Source organism: Shewanella sp. SM73 (genome assembly GCF_025653795.1).
Lineage (GTDB): Bacteria > Pseudomonadota > Gammaproteobacteria > Enterobacterales > Shewanellaceae > Shewanella > Shewanella oncorhynchi.
Map to the genome: position 1 here is coordinate 58,231 of NZ_JAKKRY010000008.1, position 14,707 is coordinate 72,937.

Annotated in this window: 16 protein-coding genes; 8 read left to right on the forward strand and 8 right to left on the reverse strand. The window is 43.6% G+C overall.

Annotated features, from left to right (window positions below; translation table 11 throughout):
- Positions 1 to 4: 4 nt before the first annotated feature.
- A complete protein-coding gene (locus L5M51_RS12705; RefSeq protein WP_168824535.1) occupies positions 5 to 898 on the reverse strand; it encodes a LysR substrate-binding domain-containing protein in 894 nt (297 codons plus the stop codon).
- A gap of 183 nt (positions 899 to 1,081) precedes the next feature.
- Between L5M51_RS12705 and L5M51_RS12710 the strand changes: the two genes are divergently transcribed.
- Both L5M51_RS12710 and L5M51_RS12715 read left to right on the forward strand, forming a co-directional pair.
- Positions 1,082 to 1,525, forward strand: a complete 444-nt coding sequence (locus L5M51_RS12710; protein WP_263173087.1) for a DoxX family protein — start codon at positions 1,082 to 1,084, stop codon at positions 1,523 to 1,525.
- 13 nt (positions 1,526 to 1,538) lie between these two features.
- Entirely contained in the window at positions 1,539 to 2,249 is a 711-nt protein-coding gene (locus L5M51_RS12715) for a pirin family protein (protein ID WP_263173089.1), read from the forward strand.
- A 255-nt stretch (positions 2,250 to 2,504) separates the two neighbouring features.
- On the opposite strand, the gene L5M51_RS12720 is transcribed toward L5M51_RS12715, so the two are convergent.
- The 5 genes from L5M51_RS12720 to L5M51_RS12740 all read right to left on the reverse strand — a co-directional run bounded on the left by L5M51_RS12720 (position 2,505) and on the right by L5M51_RS12740 (position 5,164).
- Complete coding sequence (locus tag L5M51_RS12720; RefSeq protein ID WP_212601113.1) at positions 2,505 to 3,029, reverse strand: GNAT family N-acetyltransferase; 525 nt, start codon at positions 3,027 to 3,029, stop codon at positions 2,505 to 2,507.
- Between the two features lie 166 nt (positions 3,030 to 3,195).
- A complete protein-coding gene (locus L5M51_RS12725) occupies positions 3,196 to 3,717 on the reverse strand; it encodes a GNAT family N-acetyltransferase (RefSeq protein ID WP_212601114.1) in 522 nt (173 codons plus the stop codon).
- Between the two features lie 186 nt (positions 3,718 to 3,903).
- The gene (locus tag L5M51_RS12730) at positions 3,904 to 4,206 is read right to left on the reverse strand and encodes a hypothetical protein (protein WP_006082493.1); all 303 of its coding nucleotides are present in this window, start codon (positions 4,204 to 4,206) and stop codon (positions 3,904 to 3,906) included.
- A gap of 126 nt (positions 4,207 to 4,332) precedes the next feature.
- Positions 4,333 to 4,542: a DUF3820 family protein gene (locus tag L5M51_RS12735; protein WP_006082494.1), complete on the reverse strand. Its 210-nt coding sequence runs from the start codon at positions 4,540 to 4,542 to the stop codon at positions 4,333 to 4,335.
- Positions 4,543 to 4,693: 151 nt separating this feature from the next.
- Positions 4,694 to 5,164, reverse strand: coding sequence for a GNAT family N-acetyltransferase (locus tag L5M51_RS12740; RefSeq protein WP_105251887.1), 471 nt, complete (start codon positions 5,162 to 5,164; stop codon positions 4,694 to 4,696).
- A gap of 525 nt (positions 5,165 to 5,689) precedes the next feature.
- On the opposite strand from L5M51_RS12740, the gene L5M51_RS12745 reads away from it, so the two are divergent.
- The 6 genes from L5M51_RS12745 to L5M51_RS12770 all read left to right on the forward strand — a co-directional run bounded on the left by L5M51_RS12745 (position 5,690) and on the right by L5M51_RS12770 (position 11,806).
- A complete protein-coding gene (locus L5M51_RS12745; protein WP_168824543.1) occupies positions 5,690 to 6,496 on the forward strand; it encodes a division plane positioning ATPase MipZ in 807 nt (268 codons plus the stop codon).
- The gene (locus L5M51_RS12750; RefSeq protein ID WP_263173094.1) at positions 6,456 to 6,920 is read left to right on the forward strand and encodes a CopG family transcriptional regulator; all 465 of its coding nucleotides are present in this window, start codon (positions 6,456 to 6,458) and stop codon (positions 6,918 to 6,920) included. Before L5M51_RS12745 ends, L5M51_RS12750 begins: the two co-directional genes overlap by 41 nt.
- A 249-nt stretch (positions 6,921 to 7,169) precedes the next feature.
- Positions 7,170 to 8,573, forward strand: coding sequence for an ABC transporter substrate-binding protein (locus L5M51_RS12755; protein ID WP_219253486.1), 1,404 nt, complete (start codon positions 7,170 to 7,172; stop codon positions 8,571 to 8,573).
- Positions 8,560 to 10,299, forward strand: a complete 1,740-nt coding sequence (locus L5M51_RS12760; protein WP_263173265.1) for a GGDEF domain-containing protein — start codon at positions 8,560 to 8,562, stop codon at positions 10,297 to 10,299. The genes L5M51_RS12755 and L5M51_RS12760 overlap by 14 nt, the downstream gene beginning before the upstream one ends.
- A 110-nt stretch (positions 10,300 to 10,409) precedes the next feature.
- Positions 10,410 to 11,234, forward strand: coding sequence for a zinc-dependent peptidase (locus L5M51_RS12765; RefSeq protein WP_263173097.1), 825 nt, complete (start codon positions 10,410 to 10,412; stop codon positions 11,232 to 11,234).
- Between the two features lie 23 nt (positions 11,235 to 11,257).
- The gene (locus L5M51_RS12770) at positions 11,258 to 11,806 is read left to right on the forward strand and encodes a nuclear transport factor 2 family protein (protein WP_263173099.1); all 549 of its coding nucleotides are present in this window, start codon (positions 11,258 to 11,260) and stop codon (positions 11,804 to 11,806) included.
- A 95-nt stretch (positions 11,807 to 11,901) separates the two neighbouring features.
- Here the strand turns inward: L5M51_RS12770 and L5M51_RS12775 are convergent, their stop codons facing one another.
- Together L5M51_RS12775 and ltaE are read right to left on the reverse strand one after the other, a co-directional pair.
- Positions 11,902 to 13,377, reverse strand: a complete 1,476-nt coding sequence (locus L5M51_RS12775) for an HDOD domain-containing protein (RefSeq protein WP_173497622.1) — start codon at positions 13,375 to 13,377, stop codon at positions 11,902 to 11,904.
- 194 nt (positions 13,378 to 13,571) lie between these two features.
- On the reverse strand, positions 13,572 to 14,585 hold the full coding sequence (ltaE, locus tag L5M51_RS12780) for a low-specificity L-threonine aldolase (RefSeq protein ID WP_263173103.1): 1,014 nt from the start codon (positions 14,583 to 14,585) through the stop codon (positions 13,572 to 13,574).
- Positions 14,586 to 14,707: the final 122 nt, after the last annotated feature.

A 14,707-nucleotide genomic window follows, 5' to 3' on the forward strand; every position in this document is an offset into this window, starting at 1 on the left:
GAGCTTAAAATTGCCAATCACATTGCGGTAAACGCGCAGTAAACCAATCCTGCGCCTTGCCTTCAGCATATTTACGCCATGCCATAAACACAGCTTGCGTTGGGCGCGGCATTTCCACATGACAAGCCACTAGGCTTCCCGCCGCCAACGCATCTAAGATCAAGTGCTTTGGAATGTAACCCACACCTAATCCCAATTGCTGCGCCTTAATTTTGGTCTGCATATTCGGCACACGGATCACTTGGCGACTATCAAATAAACCACTTGATCGCTGTGCTAGGGCAGTCGAACTATCTGCTACCACAATAGAAGGAAATTGCAGCAATGCCTCGGTCGGAATTGGACCTGCATGTTGCGCCAATGGGTGCGCGGGATTTAAAGCAAATACAAACTCCAACTCCCCAATTTCAACCACATGATATTGGCCTTTGGGCAACTCCCCTGTTACGCCGATAGCGATATCGGCACGACCAGAATAGAGCGCATCCCAGCCGCCACCTAAGGACTCTTCGCTGATATTCACAGTCACTTGCTTACCCAACTCAGTAAACTCACCAATCAACTGCAGCAGGGGTAAATCCGGCACCACTGTATCTATGGCTAAGGTCAATGAAGACTCCCAGCCTGTCTCGAGTTGACGCACCGCCTCTTCGAGCCTTGATGTTGCCGCAAGGATTTCTCGGCCTTGGCGCAGCACAAGTTGACCGACTAAGGTCAGCTCGGCGCGCTGGCCCTTACGTTCAAATAATTTTGTGCCTAAATCGCTTTCCAGTTTCTGCACTGTGTAGGTCAGTGCCGACGGCACCCGAAACAAAGACTCGGCAGCAGCGGAAAAACTGCCTTTTTTATCAATGGCATCGAGCACGATTAATCCATCGAGACTAATAGATGGCAACATATAAACCTTATATTCAAATTATTTGAAATGGACATTGAAAATGTTCCGATTTTCTTTGCCAAAGGTCAAGTCTACACTGCTTAGCAATGGAGAAGTTCTTCGGAACTGCAGCCAAACTGACTTAAGACTGAGTGAACAATACCCTTAACTATTCGTTAAATAATTTGAAATGAGGAATATCCCATGAAAGCACTGATCACAAAAACACTGAAATCAGCCACGAGTTTTGCCCCACTGGCACTGCGCATTCCTATCGGGATCATCTTAATCGCCCATGGTTCACAAAAACTGTTTGGCTGGTTTGGCGGTTACGGCTTAGAAGGCACTGGACAATGGATGGCATCCATTGGTTTGACGCCAGGTTACTTAATGGCATTGATGGCAGGTTCAAGTGAATTCTTCGGCGGCCTGTTCCTATTGCTTGGCCTGCTGACTCGCCCAACGGCCCTCGTCTTGTCATTCACTATGGTTGTGGCGATTTTCTCGGTACATATAGGCAACGGTCTGTTCCTTGCCAATAACGGTTACGAATTTGGTCTCGCCCTATTAGCAGCCACAGTCTCATTGACGGTATCAGGTGCTGGCAAATTCGCTGTAGATAACCTATTCGCTAACCGCATCAAATAAAGGGGAAAGCAAGATGATCACATTAAGAAAAGCACAAGATCGCGGTCAAGCAGATTTAGGCTGGCTAAAGAGTCAACATACCTTCTCTTTCTCTAGCTACTATGACCCAGAGCACATGGGGATATCATCCCTAAGAGTCATCAACGATGACAGAGTGGCACCCGGCGCAGGTTTTGATACCCATGGTCATAAAGACATGGAGATCATCAGTTACGTGATATCCGGCACTATCGCTCACAAGGATAGCTTCGGCAATATCAAAACCTTACCCGCAGGAGAGTTTCAATTGATGTCCGCAGGTAAAGGCATTTACCACAGCGAGTTTAATGCCTCTAAAACCGAGCCGCTGCACTTTTTACAGATTTGGATCCGCCCAGATATTTTAGGCATAGATGCGGGCTATCAGCAAAAAGCATTTGAGCAAAGCTCACCACTGACGGCTGTAGTGACACCAAACGGTGAAAATGGCACGCTCAAAGTGCAACAAGATGCGACCCTATATCGTTTAGTGTTGAGTGAAGGCGAAAAAGTGACGATGGACAGAAACGCCGCTCAAGCAAATCGTCATCTGTTTGTTCAATTGATTGAAGGTACGTTGGATATCAATGGCACAACACTCACGGCTGGGGACGGCGCACATCTGACACAACTCGCGAATGTCGACTTTACTGCGACAAGCGGCCCAGTTACCGCATTGGTGTTCGACTTGTCGCCTAACGCGTAATACAAATGATTTAACAAAGCGATTAAATAATGCGGCTTCACTATTTATTAGTTATTCGTTATTCGCAAACTACCAAGCAAACGATTGAGTAAGTGATTAGATGCCAGCTTAATAAGCACTCACCGAGAAGCACTGCCACAAGTCATCTTTGGCAGTGTTTTTTATTGGCGCTTCTATGGCGATGTTATAAGGCGATGTTATAAAGCAGTGCTAACGGCCTCGTTTAGCTACCAGAACAGCCCTTGATAAGCTGAGTTAGAGGGCGAGCGTCATGCTGAAGTTAACCAACACTTGAGCTTGGCCCTGTGCTTTATCCGTCGCATTCAAAAAACGCTTATGTTCATTACGACGAATACTGCGAAATCCCTGTTTCTCAAAAAAAGGCCGCGCGAGATAGGATGCTTCAACCGTTAATCGTTTCAGCGCTAAGATTTTAACTTCTTCAAACAACGCAAAATACAAAGAGGTAGCCACCCCAGAACGGGCATATTCTGGATGAACAAACAAACATTCCACTTCAGCAGCGGCTTCAACATCGCTGTCGGTGCCTATCTTAAGATTGATAAAACCCACCAGCATATTATCGGTTTCGGCAACCCAAATAGTGGTTCCCTGTAAGCGTTCAAGCCAATAACTCTCGCTGCGGGTCTCACCTTCGATATAAGCCCATGCTGAGCGCTCGGCGAAGGAGTAAAACTCACCAGAACCTTGCATTACACTCGCCTCAAAGATTGCCGCCAGCTGCGAGACATCCGATGGCGTAAATAGTCGAATCTTCATTCTCAGCCCTCCATCTTGAATCATTAATTGACTTAGATTAACCGAATTCTAATTTAAGCTAAACAGTGCTGATTTAGTTAAATAGTGTCACTAAACGGCGTTAAGCTAATGTTTTACTGTGGAATACCTTACATCACTTTCTAGCTGAAACCATAGTAAACGCACGTTAAATATTCTTTCCTATATTCTTTTCCATATAGAAACCTGGGATCACTTGCCCAAGTTTTTGCTGATAACTGCGCTGTATTTGAATAAATCCCATCCGAGTAAACAACCCTTTAGAGAGATAAGATGCGTCCAAGCTCAAGCGCACATAGCCTTGTGCCTTAGCCCAAGCTTCTAAAACAAGATAAGCGCGCTCACCTAATCCCTTACCTTGATAATCTGGATGTATATATAAGCTATCTAAGTAACCTTGACGGGGGAAATGGGTTTCGACATTGATAAAACCGCAACAAACTGAAGAAGCAGTCGCTTCATCTATGGCTAAAACCACCCACGCCTTCGAGCGACGTAACCGTAAATCCCAATGTTTAGCCGATCTTGGCGCCGCAGACCAAGCCATAAGCTGCGCCTGCGCATAACGAACATGGGTAATGCTGTGCACGCAAAGGTGAAATAACTCACTCACTTCACGTGCATAACATGACTGATAAGGCTGGATCTCGAACTGTTCAAACGCTATCACTTGAGTGATCCCCTGCTGAGTAATAACGGCTAGAAAAATAGCCGCTATTTTGCCGCCTTTGTCCCCATCGAGATAGTCACAAACTCAGATTTAGCGGCATTGAACGCTAAAAACAAAAACGGCCTCGAAAGTATCGAAGCCGTTGAATTACAGAGGCGCTCAGGTTAGCGCACTCGATACTGCTAACTATTTCTTATCGATTTGGCCAACAAATAACAGTTTATCAAAGGTGCGGTTCAAGGTTTTGCTGGTGAATTCGTTCATCCACATTTGCTCAACCACAGCCACTTTATCACCTTTGCTCACTTCAGTTTGAGGACCCGCGGCCCAAAAAGTGGTATCAGCTTCTTTAATCTGTACGTAGGTGTAACCACCACCGTTCATAGTATCAACAACAGTACCTTCGTGGGTGACACCCTGAGCCCAAGCACTTGACATGCCTAACGCTAAAGTCGCTACTGCCGCTAATTTTACCCATTTTGCCATCATGCCTGCGTTCCTTTTGTTTTGCTAATATGCTGCATTAAAGCACGCTAAAAACAATAAATCGCTAATCTCTATCACGAAATACAACACTTATCGCAAAAGCAGTATTTTTCTTACAAAGAAGGGAACTCATTTCAACAGAGGTTTTAGCATGCCTTCTAAGCCATTAAGTTTGATTTCGTACATTAGGGCTAATTGCTCACCAAGTTTCCCTTGAGGAAAACCTTGCTTATGGAACCACACCAGATAAGGTTCGGGTAATTCGAGCAACTTACGTCCAGCGTACTTACCAAAGGGCATTTTTTGATTAACAGCATCAATAAGGAGTTGCTGATCCATAGGTTGTTATCTCATACAGAACGTCACGATAATCCTACGGATGCTACAACATAAGCGAACGAATGTCGCCGTTAACTACGCAAAAGTAACTATATACCCAAGGGCAAAAATACGCGCTAGCTAACACCTAAAAGGCATTCTCACACGAATATTAAGCGATAATTTTTAACAGATTAGGCCCTAAGTTAGCGCAGGGAGCATACTGAAAACCATATTCACTACATAAGCGCTCATGCTCACCATGGGCGGTCATACTGACACAAGTTCCCGCACTCGCATGGTCATCAACAAAGGCCATCACCCGCTCAAGTATTATCTTTGCTAGCCCGTAGGATTGGTATTCGGGTAAGACAATAAAATCTTCAATCATCAAATGCCCGGGCTTGTTGCCATAAACACACGCCGTTGCCAATAGATTAGACTTAGCGGCCCCAGCGCCTGCATGTTCCAATTCAGTCTTGTCACTTAATCGAATAGAGACCCAGAACAATGCCTGTACATCCGCAAGTTCAACGCCAATAGAAGGGAGGCCAACTGTGGCCCGCAGATTAAGTAGTTCATGAAATAACGGTGCAGTTTCAACGAGTTCAAACTTAATAGGCATAATAGTTTTGATATCCATTTGGCATCCCTTCTCCATGGTTGAAATTTCAAGCGATTTAGACGTCAGTCTATAGAGATGATAAAGCCAGCATTTGGCAGTTTGATGACAAGTGCCTCACCAAACAAGACCACTTTCGACTGAGAAGCTGATAATTTACTCAGATCAGCCAATAACATTTAGAAATATAAAATTAACATTTGTACCAAGAAAGAAATAAAAAACTACACCCTAAGTCCTATGCACAGTTACCGATCACCACAAACAACCCTTTTAACTGACGGATAACAGATAAAACAATGTAAAACCAATAAGATAAAAAACATTTTTATAAATCCCTCTTCTCATCTTTTTTGTCAAATTAACGGCATATGACCAGATACTGACAGAAAAACGCCTACGACAATTTAATTTAAAAGCGTCAAAAATCAGCCAATTGACCGAGATTAACATTAGGTTTACATTCGATTTCGGACATCAATGCGGATAGCTCCAAACTCATCAACTCGTTGCACAAGGGTCATCAAAAGAATTAAGGAATGCGTCATGATAGTCTTAATCGGTGGAGAAAAAGGCGGCAGCGGTAAAAGTTGCTTGGCCCAAAATATAGCTGTATTTCTAACCACAGAATGTAGCGCCTCGGTCATTATGGTGGACTGCGATCCCCAGCGCACTACCTCTGATTGGATCCATGCAAGAAACAACAATCCGCAACTTGCCAGCATCAATTGCGTGCAGCTTTACGGTAAGATCCGTAATGACTTACTCAGTCTTGAGCAACACTATGATGTAGTCATAGTCGACTGCGGTGGGCAAGATAACCTAGCGCTACGAGCAACCATGTCTGTCGCCTCTTACATTTTAATGCCCTTAAGACCTAAGCGCCGCGATTTAAAAACCGTATGTCATATGGACGATATCGTCGCGACGTGTAAGATGATTAATCCCAAGTTACGGGCTTCTTTTGTGATCACCCAATGTCCAAGTCTACCCAATCAAGCTAACCGAATTTTGGAGGCCAAAGAAGTCTGTAAAACCTATGATATCCATGTCCTTGACGCGATAACTTACTGTCGCAATGTTTATGATGACAGTGAAGAATCAGGATTATCGGTAATTGAAATCGAGCCCACAGGAAAAGCAGCCGAAGAAATTCGCACTATCGCCTGCGAACTATTCCAAGTCGATTGTGCTGCCAGCTTAGCCAATCTCCTACATCCCGCGATACACGCTCAGGGGGTGAGTCAAATGCATCATCATTTGACCAATCAAACTCAATCCACTCACACGACCACTCAACGAAGGGGGCAAAATGGGACTCAGCGATCTCAAGAAAAACGCTATGTCATCTAGCAGCTTACAGCACTCGCTTTCGTTAGATGAGTTTATTGAGGCGGCAAACTTGTACGCAATGGGACAAAGTCTGAATAAGATAAAAAGCAATCTAGATCATAAAGCAGATGCAACTGTCACAAAAAACACAGGCTCACAGGCAAATCACATCACAACTGACATGGCCCAGAGCCATTCCAATATGTTGAGCTTACACAAACAAAGCCTAGAAACAGACGTATTATTCCCGGCAAAAGTAGAAACTAAAACACACTATCGCAAAGCAACATTTTCCCTCAGTGAAGCGGCTATAACCCATCTTGCTACACTGGCAGAAGAAAGCACTATATCCAAATCAAAGCTGCTCCGACTCTTGATTGAACAACACTTCGACCTACCTATTGCCTTGAGGCAATTACGAGAACAACAACGCCAAAACCGTTAACGATTCACACTACTCCCACCCTTTTCCGGTAACTTAGCTAAGATCGAGTTACCGGCTTTTTACTCAAAAAGTAAAAAACACAATAAAAACCATCATAAAATCGCGGCATAAGTTCTGATCCCACCTATCCTTAAATATACATAATGCTGAATTAATGATATTAACTCAGAGTCAATACGTAACATTAAGGTGTTATTTTTGTTAAAACAGATCAGATTTATTTTTCTTTGTTTAACCGCAGCGATAATGATGCCCTGTTACGCAGAATTTTCATTGGCACAAATCCCGCCGCTAACAAACAAAACCCCCATCACTTTGGTCGCTGAAAAAGGATTTTGGACCGACTATTTAACCCAAGAAATGTTACCTAAATTCACCGCAAAAACCGGCGTAAAAGTGCAGGTGGTCAGTACTGAATTAGAGGATATGTTTAACTTACAGACCCAGAATTTACTTCAAGGTTCAGGCAAATACGATTTACTCACAATGGAAGCGGGCTGGGCTAAAGAATGGGCTGCCAATGGTTATACAGTGCCCTTAATTGAACTCGCTAAACTGTACGATCCCGATGGCGAAAAGGCCATGGAGAAATACCTAGAACCCTATTACCCATCGCTACTTAACATCTTGTCCTATCAAGGTGAAATCCATGCTATTCCCTATAACAATTATGTTATGGGAAATCATTATCGAGCAGATCTCTTTGATAATAAAACTGAAAAAGCTCAGTTTCTGCGTCAGTTTGGCTATCCACTCGCACCAGCAAAAACCTTAACAGAGTTACGAGATCAAGCTCAGTTCTTCACTCGTAAAGCAGGCACTACATTGGCGGATAAAATACTGACTCATGACTTTTACGGACTAGCGCTAATGTCGGGTGATAAACCCCATATTAACGATGAATTCTCTAGCATGATTTGGAGCTTAGGTGGCACTTGGATGCAGCCCGTCTATAACAGCCAGAAACAGATCTCCCATTTTGAAGTGCCCACCATCAACCATGAAGCCATTGAAGCGGCCAAGCAATATCGCAAATTAATGCCCTATGCCGTTCCCGCTAACGAGCAGTTTGCTTTCAATGAAGCAGCTAATGCTATTGCAACAGGTCAAGCGGCAATGTGGCCTTTTGCCTACAATAATCTGTGGTATAAATCCTTTAAAGTTGAACAGAACATTCTCGGCGCGCGTCTAGCCGTAAGCCAAGTGCCTGGCGGTTATCCCTACAATGGCGCTTATGCCTTTGCCGTTAGCTACGACAGCAAAAACCCTCAAGCTGCCTATTGGCTGCTCAAATATATGGGCACCTATGAGGCACAACATGCCTATGCTATGGGGGGTGGTAATCCCTGTCGTATGGATGTAGTAACAGCCCCAGAATTTAAAGATGAATCTTTAAGAGGCATAGCAGGCGCATTTGAGGCAAGCCACATAGCCAATATGTTTTGGTCTACTAAGGTCTTATCCTTTGGGCATTTCACCAGTACTGCCATGGGACAAATTTACCCTGAACTCAGCCACGCCTGTTTTAGCGCAAGCCGCAGACCCGCTAACAGTGAAGATATTTTCATTAAATTAAGTGCAGAGATAAAACACCTCCAAAATACCTATGGAGAGGTACCTGCTATTGACAAAGAAAATAATGCCAAGCACTAAACCACTGAAAAGTTTGAAACAAAAAATAACCTCAACCTTCTATATCATAGTGGGCATGGCGCTATTAAATGGTGTTGTCGCCATATTACTGTCACAGCAACTCAAATCAGAAATTGAACACTTAGTCGGGGTAGATGTGGTAAAAGTCACCACTGCGCTGCAACTGGCAAAAAACAGTGAAAAACTACAAATCATTACTGCACGCTTGAATAACTATTATGATGAAAAACAAAGAACTAGCCTGTTAGGTGAACTTTCTACACAATGGGAATTACTTATCAATGACTCACGACTACTGGCCTCAATAGAAACTTCTACTGTCAATAAGCAAGAATTAAATCACGCCTTAGATACTCAACTGTATTACTTACAACAACTGCCATTACTCAACACGTTAACCGATACTGCCTTACAAGCCAATTCACAGGCAGCCAATATTCAAGCCAACTTAACGTCAATGGCGTCGGGATTTAGCGATGAAATGCAAACCCAATTTCAGCATATTAATACGGACTCTGAACGTCAGCTTAAGCTGAGAAACGTTGACCAGATTGCTTTAAATATCAATACCAATCAGCAGCTATCTTTATTTAGTCATCTAGGAGAACACTTATTTACCCAGTTAACTCAAGTGAATATCATCGACAATCTAGTTGAACTAAACCAAACCCAAAGAGATGCTATGCGACTGCTGTTAAGCATGGAGGCTATGCTTGATAGTATCGGTGGCGATAAAAACTTATATTTTAATTTGTTATCACAAATAAAACAGACCATGGTCGGTGAAGACAACCTCTTTGAACTTTCTCGCAAAGCAATTAGAAGCACTCATATCGCCAATGCGCATTTAGAATACCAAGCTGATGCCGCACAAATCGTTGCGACCTATACGCAGGATCTCGTTAACCAAGTTGAAAATGAAATTCAGCAAACAGGCCGCGAACTTAAAAACGATAGCACCGCATTTATCGTATTAATTTTCTGCAGTGGCATCTTATATTGCTTCTTCATCTGGCTCACCAGTTGGCACTTTATCACTAAGGGAATCATCAAGCCTGTCATGGCGACTCGAGATGCAATGAATGCCATTGCCAATGAAAAACTCGACGCCAGAATGCCTGTCACTGATAACTTAGAGCTCCAGCAAATGGTGAGCTCCTTAGAGACATTAAAAAGCTACGCAGCTCAGGTTAAAGGCATGGCCGAAACCGACGGATTAACTGGCTGCTATAATCGCCGCTATTTAGATTTACAACTCCAAAAAGAATTAGAGTATGCAAGGGACCACAACATGCCCCTAGGTATAATTCTGTTTGATATTGATAATTTTAAACAATTTAACGATAGGTATGGTCATGTCGCAGGCGATCAATGTCTTAAGAAAATCGTGAATGCCGCCAAATCGATCTTGAAACAACCCACTTACATGCTTGCCCGCTATGGCGGAGAGGAGTTCATGATAGTACTGCCATCGAGCAATCTCGAGGAGGCATATCATTTTGCTGAAATATTACGCAATAAAATCATCAATTTAAAAATACCACATGAAGACTCCCCCCATGACGGCATACTGACCATCAGCGCTGGTATTACTTGCTGGGAGCGATCACAACCTATGGATACGAATAGCTTAATTAATCAAGCTGATGAGGCTCTCTATCACGCCAAACTAACAGGTCGCAATCGTACAGAGACACGACTAAACCAACCTGTTCGCTATTCCTAACCATAAAAATGCGGCGACGGTTCAGTTTCTTTTTTCACCAGAGGATTGAGTTAAGCTAACTTCACCCCCATTAGCTAATACTAAGTTAATCAGGATAAAGTCAGGGAAGTATGCTCGCTATTGTTATCACGCTTATCCTAGGAATTGGCGCAATTACCTGGCTACTGTCGAGTCGTTGGCGCAAGACCTTACATCGTCGACGAGTCACGATGAAACCTTTTCCAAAAGAATGGCGCAGCATTCTCAAAAAAAGACTGCCTTACTTCCATGCTCTACCCGCAGATCTACAACTGCAACTCAAACGGCATATCCAAATTTTCATCGATGAGAAAGTCTTTATCGGCTGCGATAATTTTGAGATCACGGATGAAGTAAGAGTCACAATCGCGGCCCAAGCCTGTCTACTGCTACTCAATCGTAAAACCGACTTTTACCCCAAACTGAAACAGATTTTGGTCTATCCCGATGCCTTTATCGTCAATAATCAACATAAAGACATTAGCGGTATCGTGTGGGAACAACGCAATGTGCTAGCAGGGGAATCATGGGAATACGGTAAAGTTGTGCTCTCATGGAGAAATACTCTAGACGGCGCCGCCGATCCCCATGATGGTAATAATGTCGTAATCCATGAGTTTGCCCATCAGCTCGATCAAGAAGATGGCCAAGCCAATGGCGCACCCATTATGCAGCATTTTGCCGACTACAGCACTTGGTCTGAAGTGCTAAGTAGGGAATTTACCCAATTACAACACAGTGCAAATTTTGGCATGCCCTCATTATTTAATTATTATGGTGCGACTAATCCCGCTGAGTTTTTTGCCGTCATCACCGAAGTCTTTTTTGAGAAACCAGAGGATTTTTACCAACAACACCCAGACTTGTATCGGGAACTGAGCCGCTTTTATCAACTCGATCCGATAAACTGGCATTAACCCATAAAAGTAGAGGCACGCAAATGCTCAAAGACACTCATGCATTCTCAGTTAAAGGTTCCAATATTAATCGCGCTACCTTGGGGTTACTGCTCAGCGCGTTAATGCTTGGCGGCCTTAATGTAAGCGTACAGGCACAGGACTCGCCAACACAAAGCACTCAAACGACTTCGAATCCTGATCAACAAGCGGCGGCTCACGTATTAGATTTACTCAACCAATATTCAAGCGATGCCAATTGGGATAAATACTTTGCCCTGTACCGAAAAGACGGCATTTTTATTGGCACGGATGCGAGTGAGCGCTGGGGAATGGCGGAATTTGAACGTTACTCCCGCCCCACAAAAGGTTGGCGCTATGATTTAACTGAGCGGCATTTAATCCAACACGGTAATGTCATATTGTTTGACGAGTTATTAAATAGTCCAGCCTATGGCGTCAGTCGAGGAACAGGCACTTTAATCAAAACCAATGGCAACTGGGAAATAGCGCAATACCATTTAAGCTTTCCTATTCCTAATGAGGTAGCCAAGCAAATAACTGCCGAGATTAAAGCCGCAAACAAACAATAGCGCAGCACTCCCCAAAATACGGTTTGAAAGAGTGCAATTCCGAAAGAATGCAGCTTGAAATTAAATTAATAAAAACAATTGCTTAAGTTATACCGCTATCTCAGGGACACAGTAAAACACACATTCGCCAATTGGGAGAAGTGGATGAAACTTTGAAAATCCACGTCTTCAAATGCCCTTTCCGAAGGGCCCCTATCCGCATAATAAAACCCGATCACTTTACTATCGACTAATAATGGCGCCAATAAAAAGCCTTGACGTGACACATGTCGCGCTTGTAATTCTTTACACTGCTCTTGCCATTTCTTAGAGCTAGGATCATCTACCCAAAGCGGTAACTTATGCTCCATCGCTTGGTAAAATAATCCCCGCCTATCGCTCAAATCGATAATAAACTCTTGCTTAATGGCATCGGCATCACGGCCTAATATCACTCTAGGTTGGAGTTGTTTACGGCTTGGTGACAATAACAGCACGCCGCACCGGTCAACGCCAACGCCCTCAAGTATACCTTCGAGAACCGTTTGCATGATTTGGTTAAAATCGGCTTTATTAATGGCGAAGCCTGTTAGTTCTCGTAGCTTAGCTAACTGAATATTCAAGTTAACTTGATAGACAGGCATATCTAACGGAATGGGAAGTGGAACAGGTTTAACTGTGACCATACGCTTGGGATCAGGTAGATAGTCTAGCAACACCTTAGCACCATATACTTCAGCTAACTTATGGGTCGCATTCGCGCAGCGTTGCATCCGCACCATAAACTCATTTTCTTCTAGTCCAGTAAAACTCGCCGCTTGCGTGATACGTTTCCCTAATTCCTGCTTATCAAGATTAGGTTGAGATAAAATATCGCAGAGCTTATCCGCAATAAAAATAGACCGAATTTCAGGTCTTTGGTCTTCAGGATTATTAACTGCATGGACCAACAGTTCTCCCAATCCCCAATTGCGGGCAATACTTTGAGTTAATAGTGAAAAAGAAGTGCCGAGGGCTTCGCGGGTTATACTTCGTTCCTCTGCTGGCGTTGCACATTCACGTAGTTTTAGATCTAACTCTTCGGTGAACTCACCACCAATACTCCAAAAAGCGCTCTCACCTATGTGATACAGTAAAGAGGCTATAAAAGCTTCTTCCTGCATTTCTTCGTCATAATGGCTCAACATCATCCGTGCAATCATGGCGGCTTGAAATGCTTTAGCCATCAACTTTATTAATCTTTGATATACGTTAGGTGCCAAATTTTTACTCTCTAACAAGCTTGAGAGTAACTTGGCTGTGATACAGATATTTCGCACCGCATCGAAACCAAGCACTATAGCCGCTCGGCTGACAGTGGAGATTTGGCTACTACCTTTATGGTAAATAGCGCTATTAGCAACTCGAAGAATACGAGAGGTTAAGGCGTTATCGTGCATCACGCTACGCCCGAGTAATGCGAGAGAGGAAACGTCATCCTTGGCGAGCTTTTCTAGCGATTTAACAGTCGAACACAGTGCTGGCATTTCCAATTCACTGATCCGATTTGTCCAATAATCGACCCCTTTATTAGTATTGTTATTAGGTTTCAACCTAAAGTTACCTTAGCGATATAATCTTGTTGTTTTTAGTATAGATAAACACAAACATTTCGCCTGTTGTCTAAAGCTTGTTTTAGAAAATCATTCATTAATTGCTTAATAATTCAACATTAAGCAATATCTGCCTATAAAAATGCCCAAGACAAAGCTCGGGCATTTCAGTAAAACCGGAAATCAATCCACACTTAGGCTTTGAGGTACTGCTTAACAACACGCAACACTTTATCTATGTCCTGACGGCTGACATCTTTATGAGTCACAAGCCGAAGCGTACGCCCTGGGCTTATCAGGATGCCTTCCGCTCGACAGTGTTTAGCCAATAAGTTCGCATCAATATGGGGTGCTAATGTAGCAAATAACATATTAGTTTGTACTGCGGCTAAATTGACCTCGAACTCACTGAATTCTGCCAACTGCCGAGCTAAGTACGCTGCATTGTCATGATCTTCACTCAGCCGTTGTACTTGATCAGTTAAAGCAAGCTTACCCGCAGCGGCAAGTATCCCAGCTTGACGCATGCCACCACCAAGCATTTTACGCCAACGAATGGCTTTCTTAATCAAGCGTTCATCACCTAAGAGTAATGAGCCGACTGGCGCACATAATCCTTTGGATAAACAAATCGACACTGAATCAAAGTGCGCCGTGATATCACTTATTGCAATATTCTGCGCAACCGCAGCATTGGCAACTCGCGCATCATCTAAATGAATTTTTAATCCGCGATTAAAGGCTAATGCCTGCGCGTCCGCCAAATAGCTTTGCGGGAGAACCTTACCGCCAATCGTATTCTCTAAACTAAGCAAACGAGTACGAGCAAAATGGATATCATCAGGCTTAATTGCGGCTTCAATGTCAGCTAATGCAATTGTGCCATCTAATTGATTCATTAAAGGTTGAGGTTGAATGCTGCCTAGGACAGCGGCGCCGCCGCCCTCGAACTTATAATTGTGAGCCTGCTGACCGCACAGGTACTCATCTCCACGATCACAATGGGCCATCAAAGCCAATAAATTTGCTTGAGTACCCGAACAGGTAAATAATGCACTTTCAAAGCCAAACATCTCCGCAGCCATATCCTGCAAACTATTTATCGTAGGGTCATCACCGTAAACATCATCACCCACTTCGGCTCTGGACATGGCTAACCGCATGGCTGCTGTTGGCTGGGTAACAGTATCACTGCGTAAATCTATCATCTTGTCCTCAACTTAAAGTTTGGTTGGCGCATAATGGGCTCAAGACTCTAGCGCTAAAGGCTTATTTTGTATAGTTTATCGTCATACTTGTCGACAAATTTACCGATGTAGAACCTCGCATA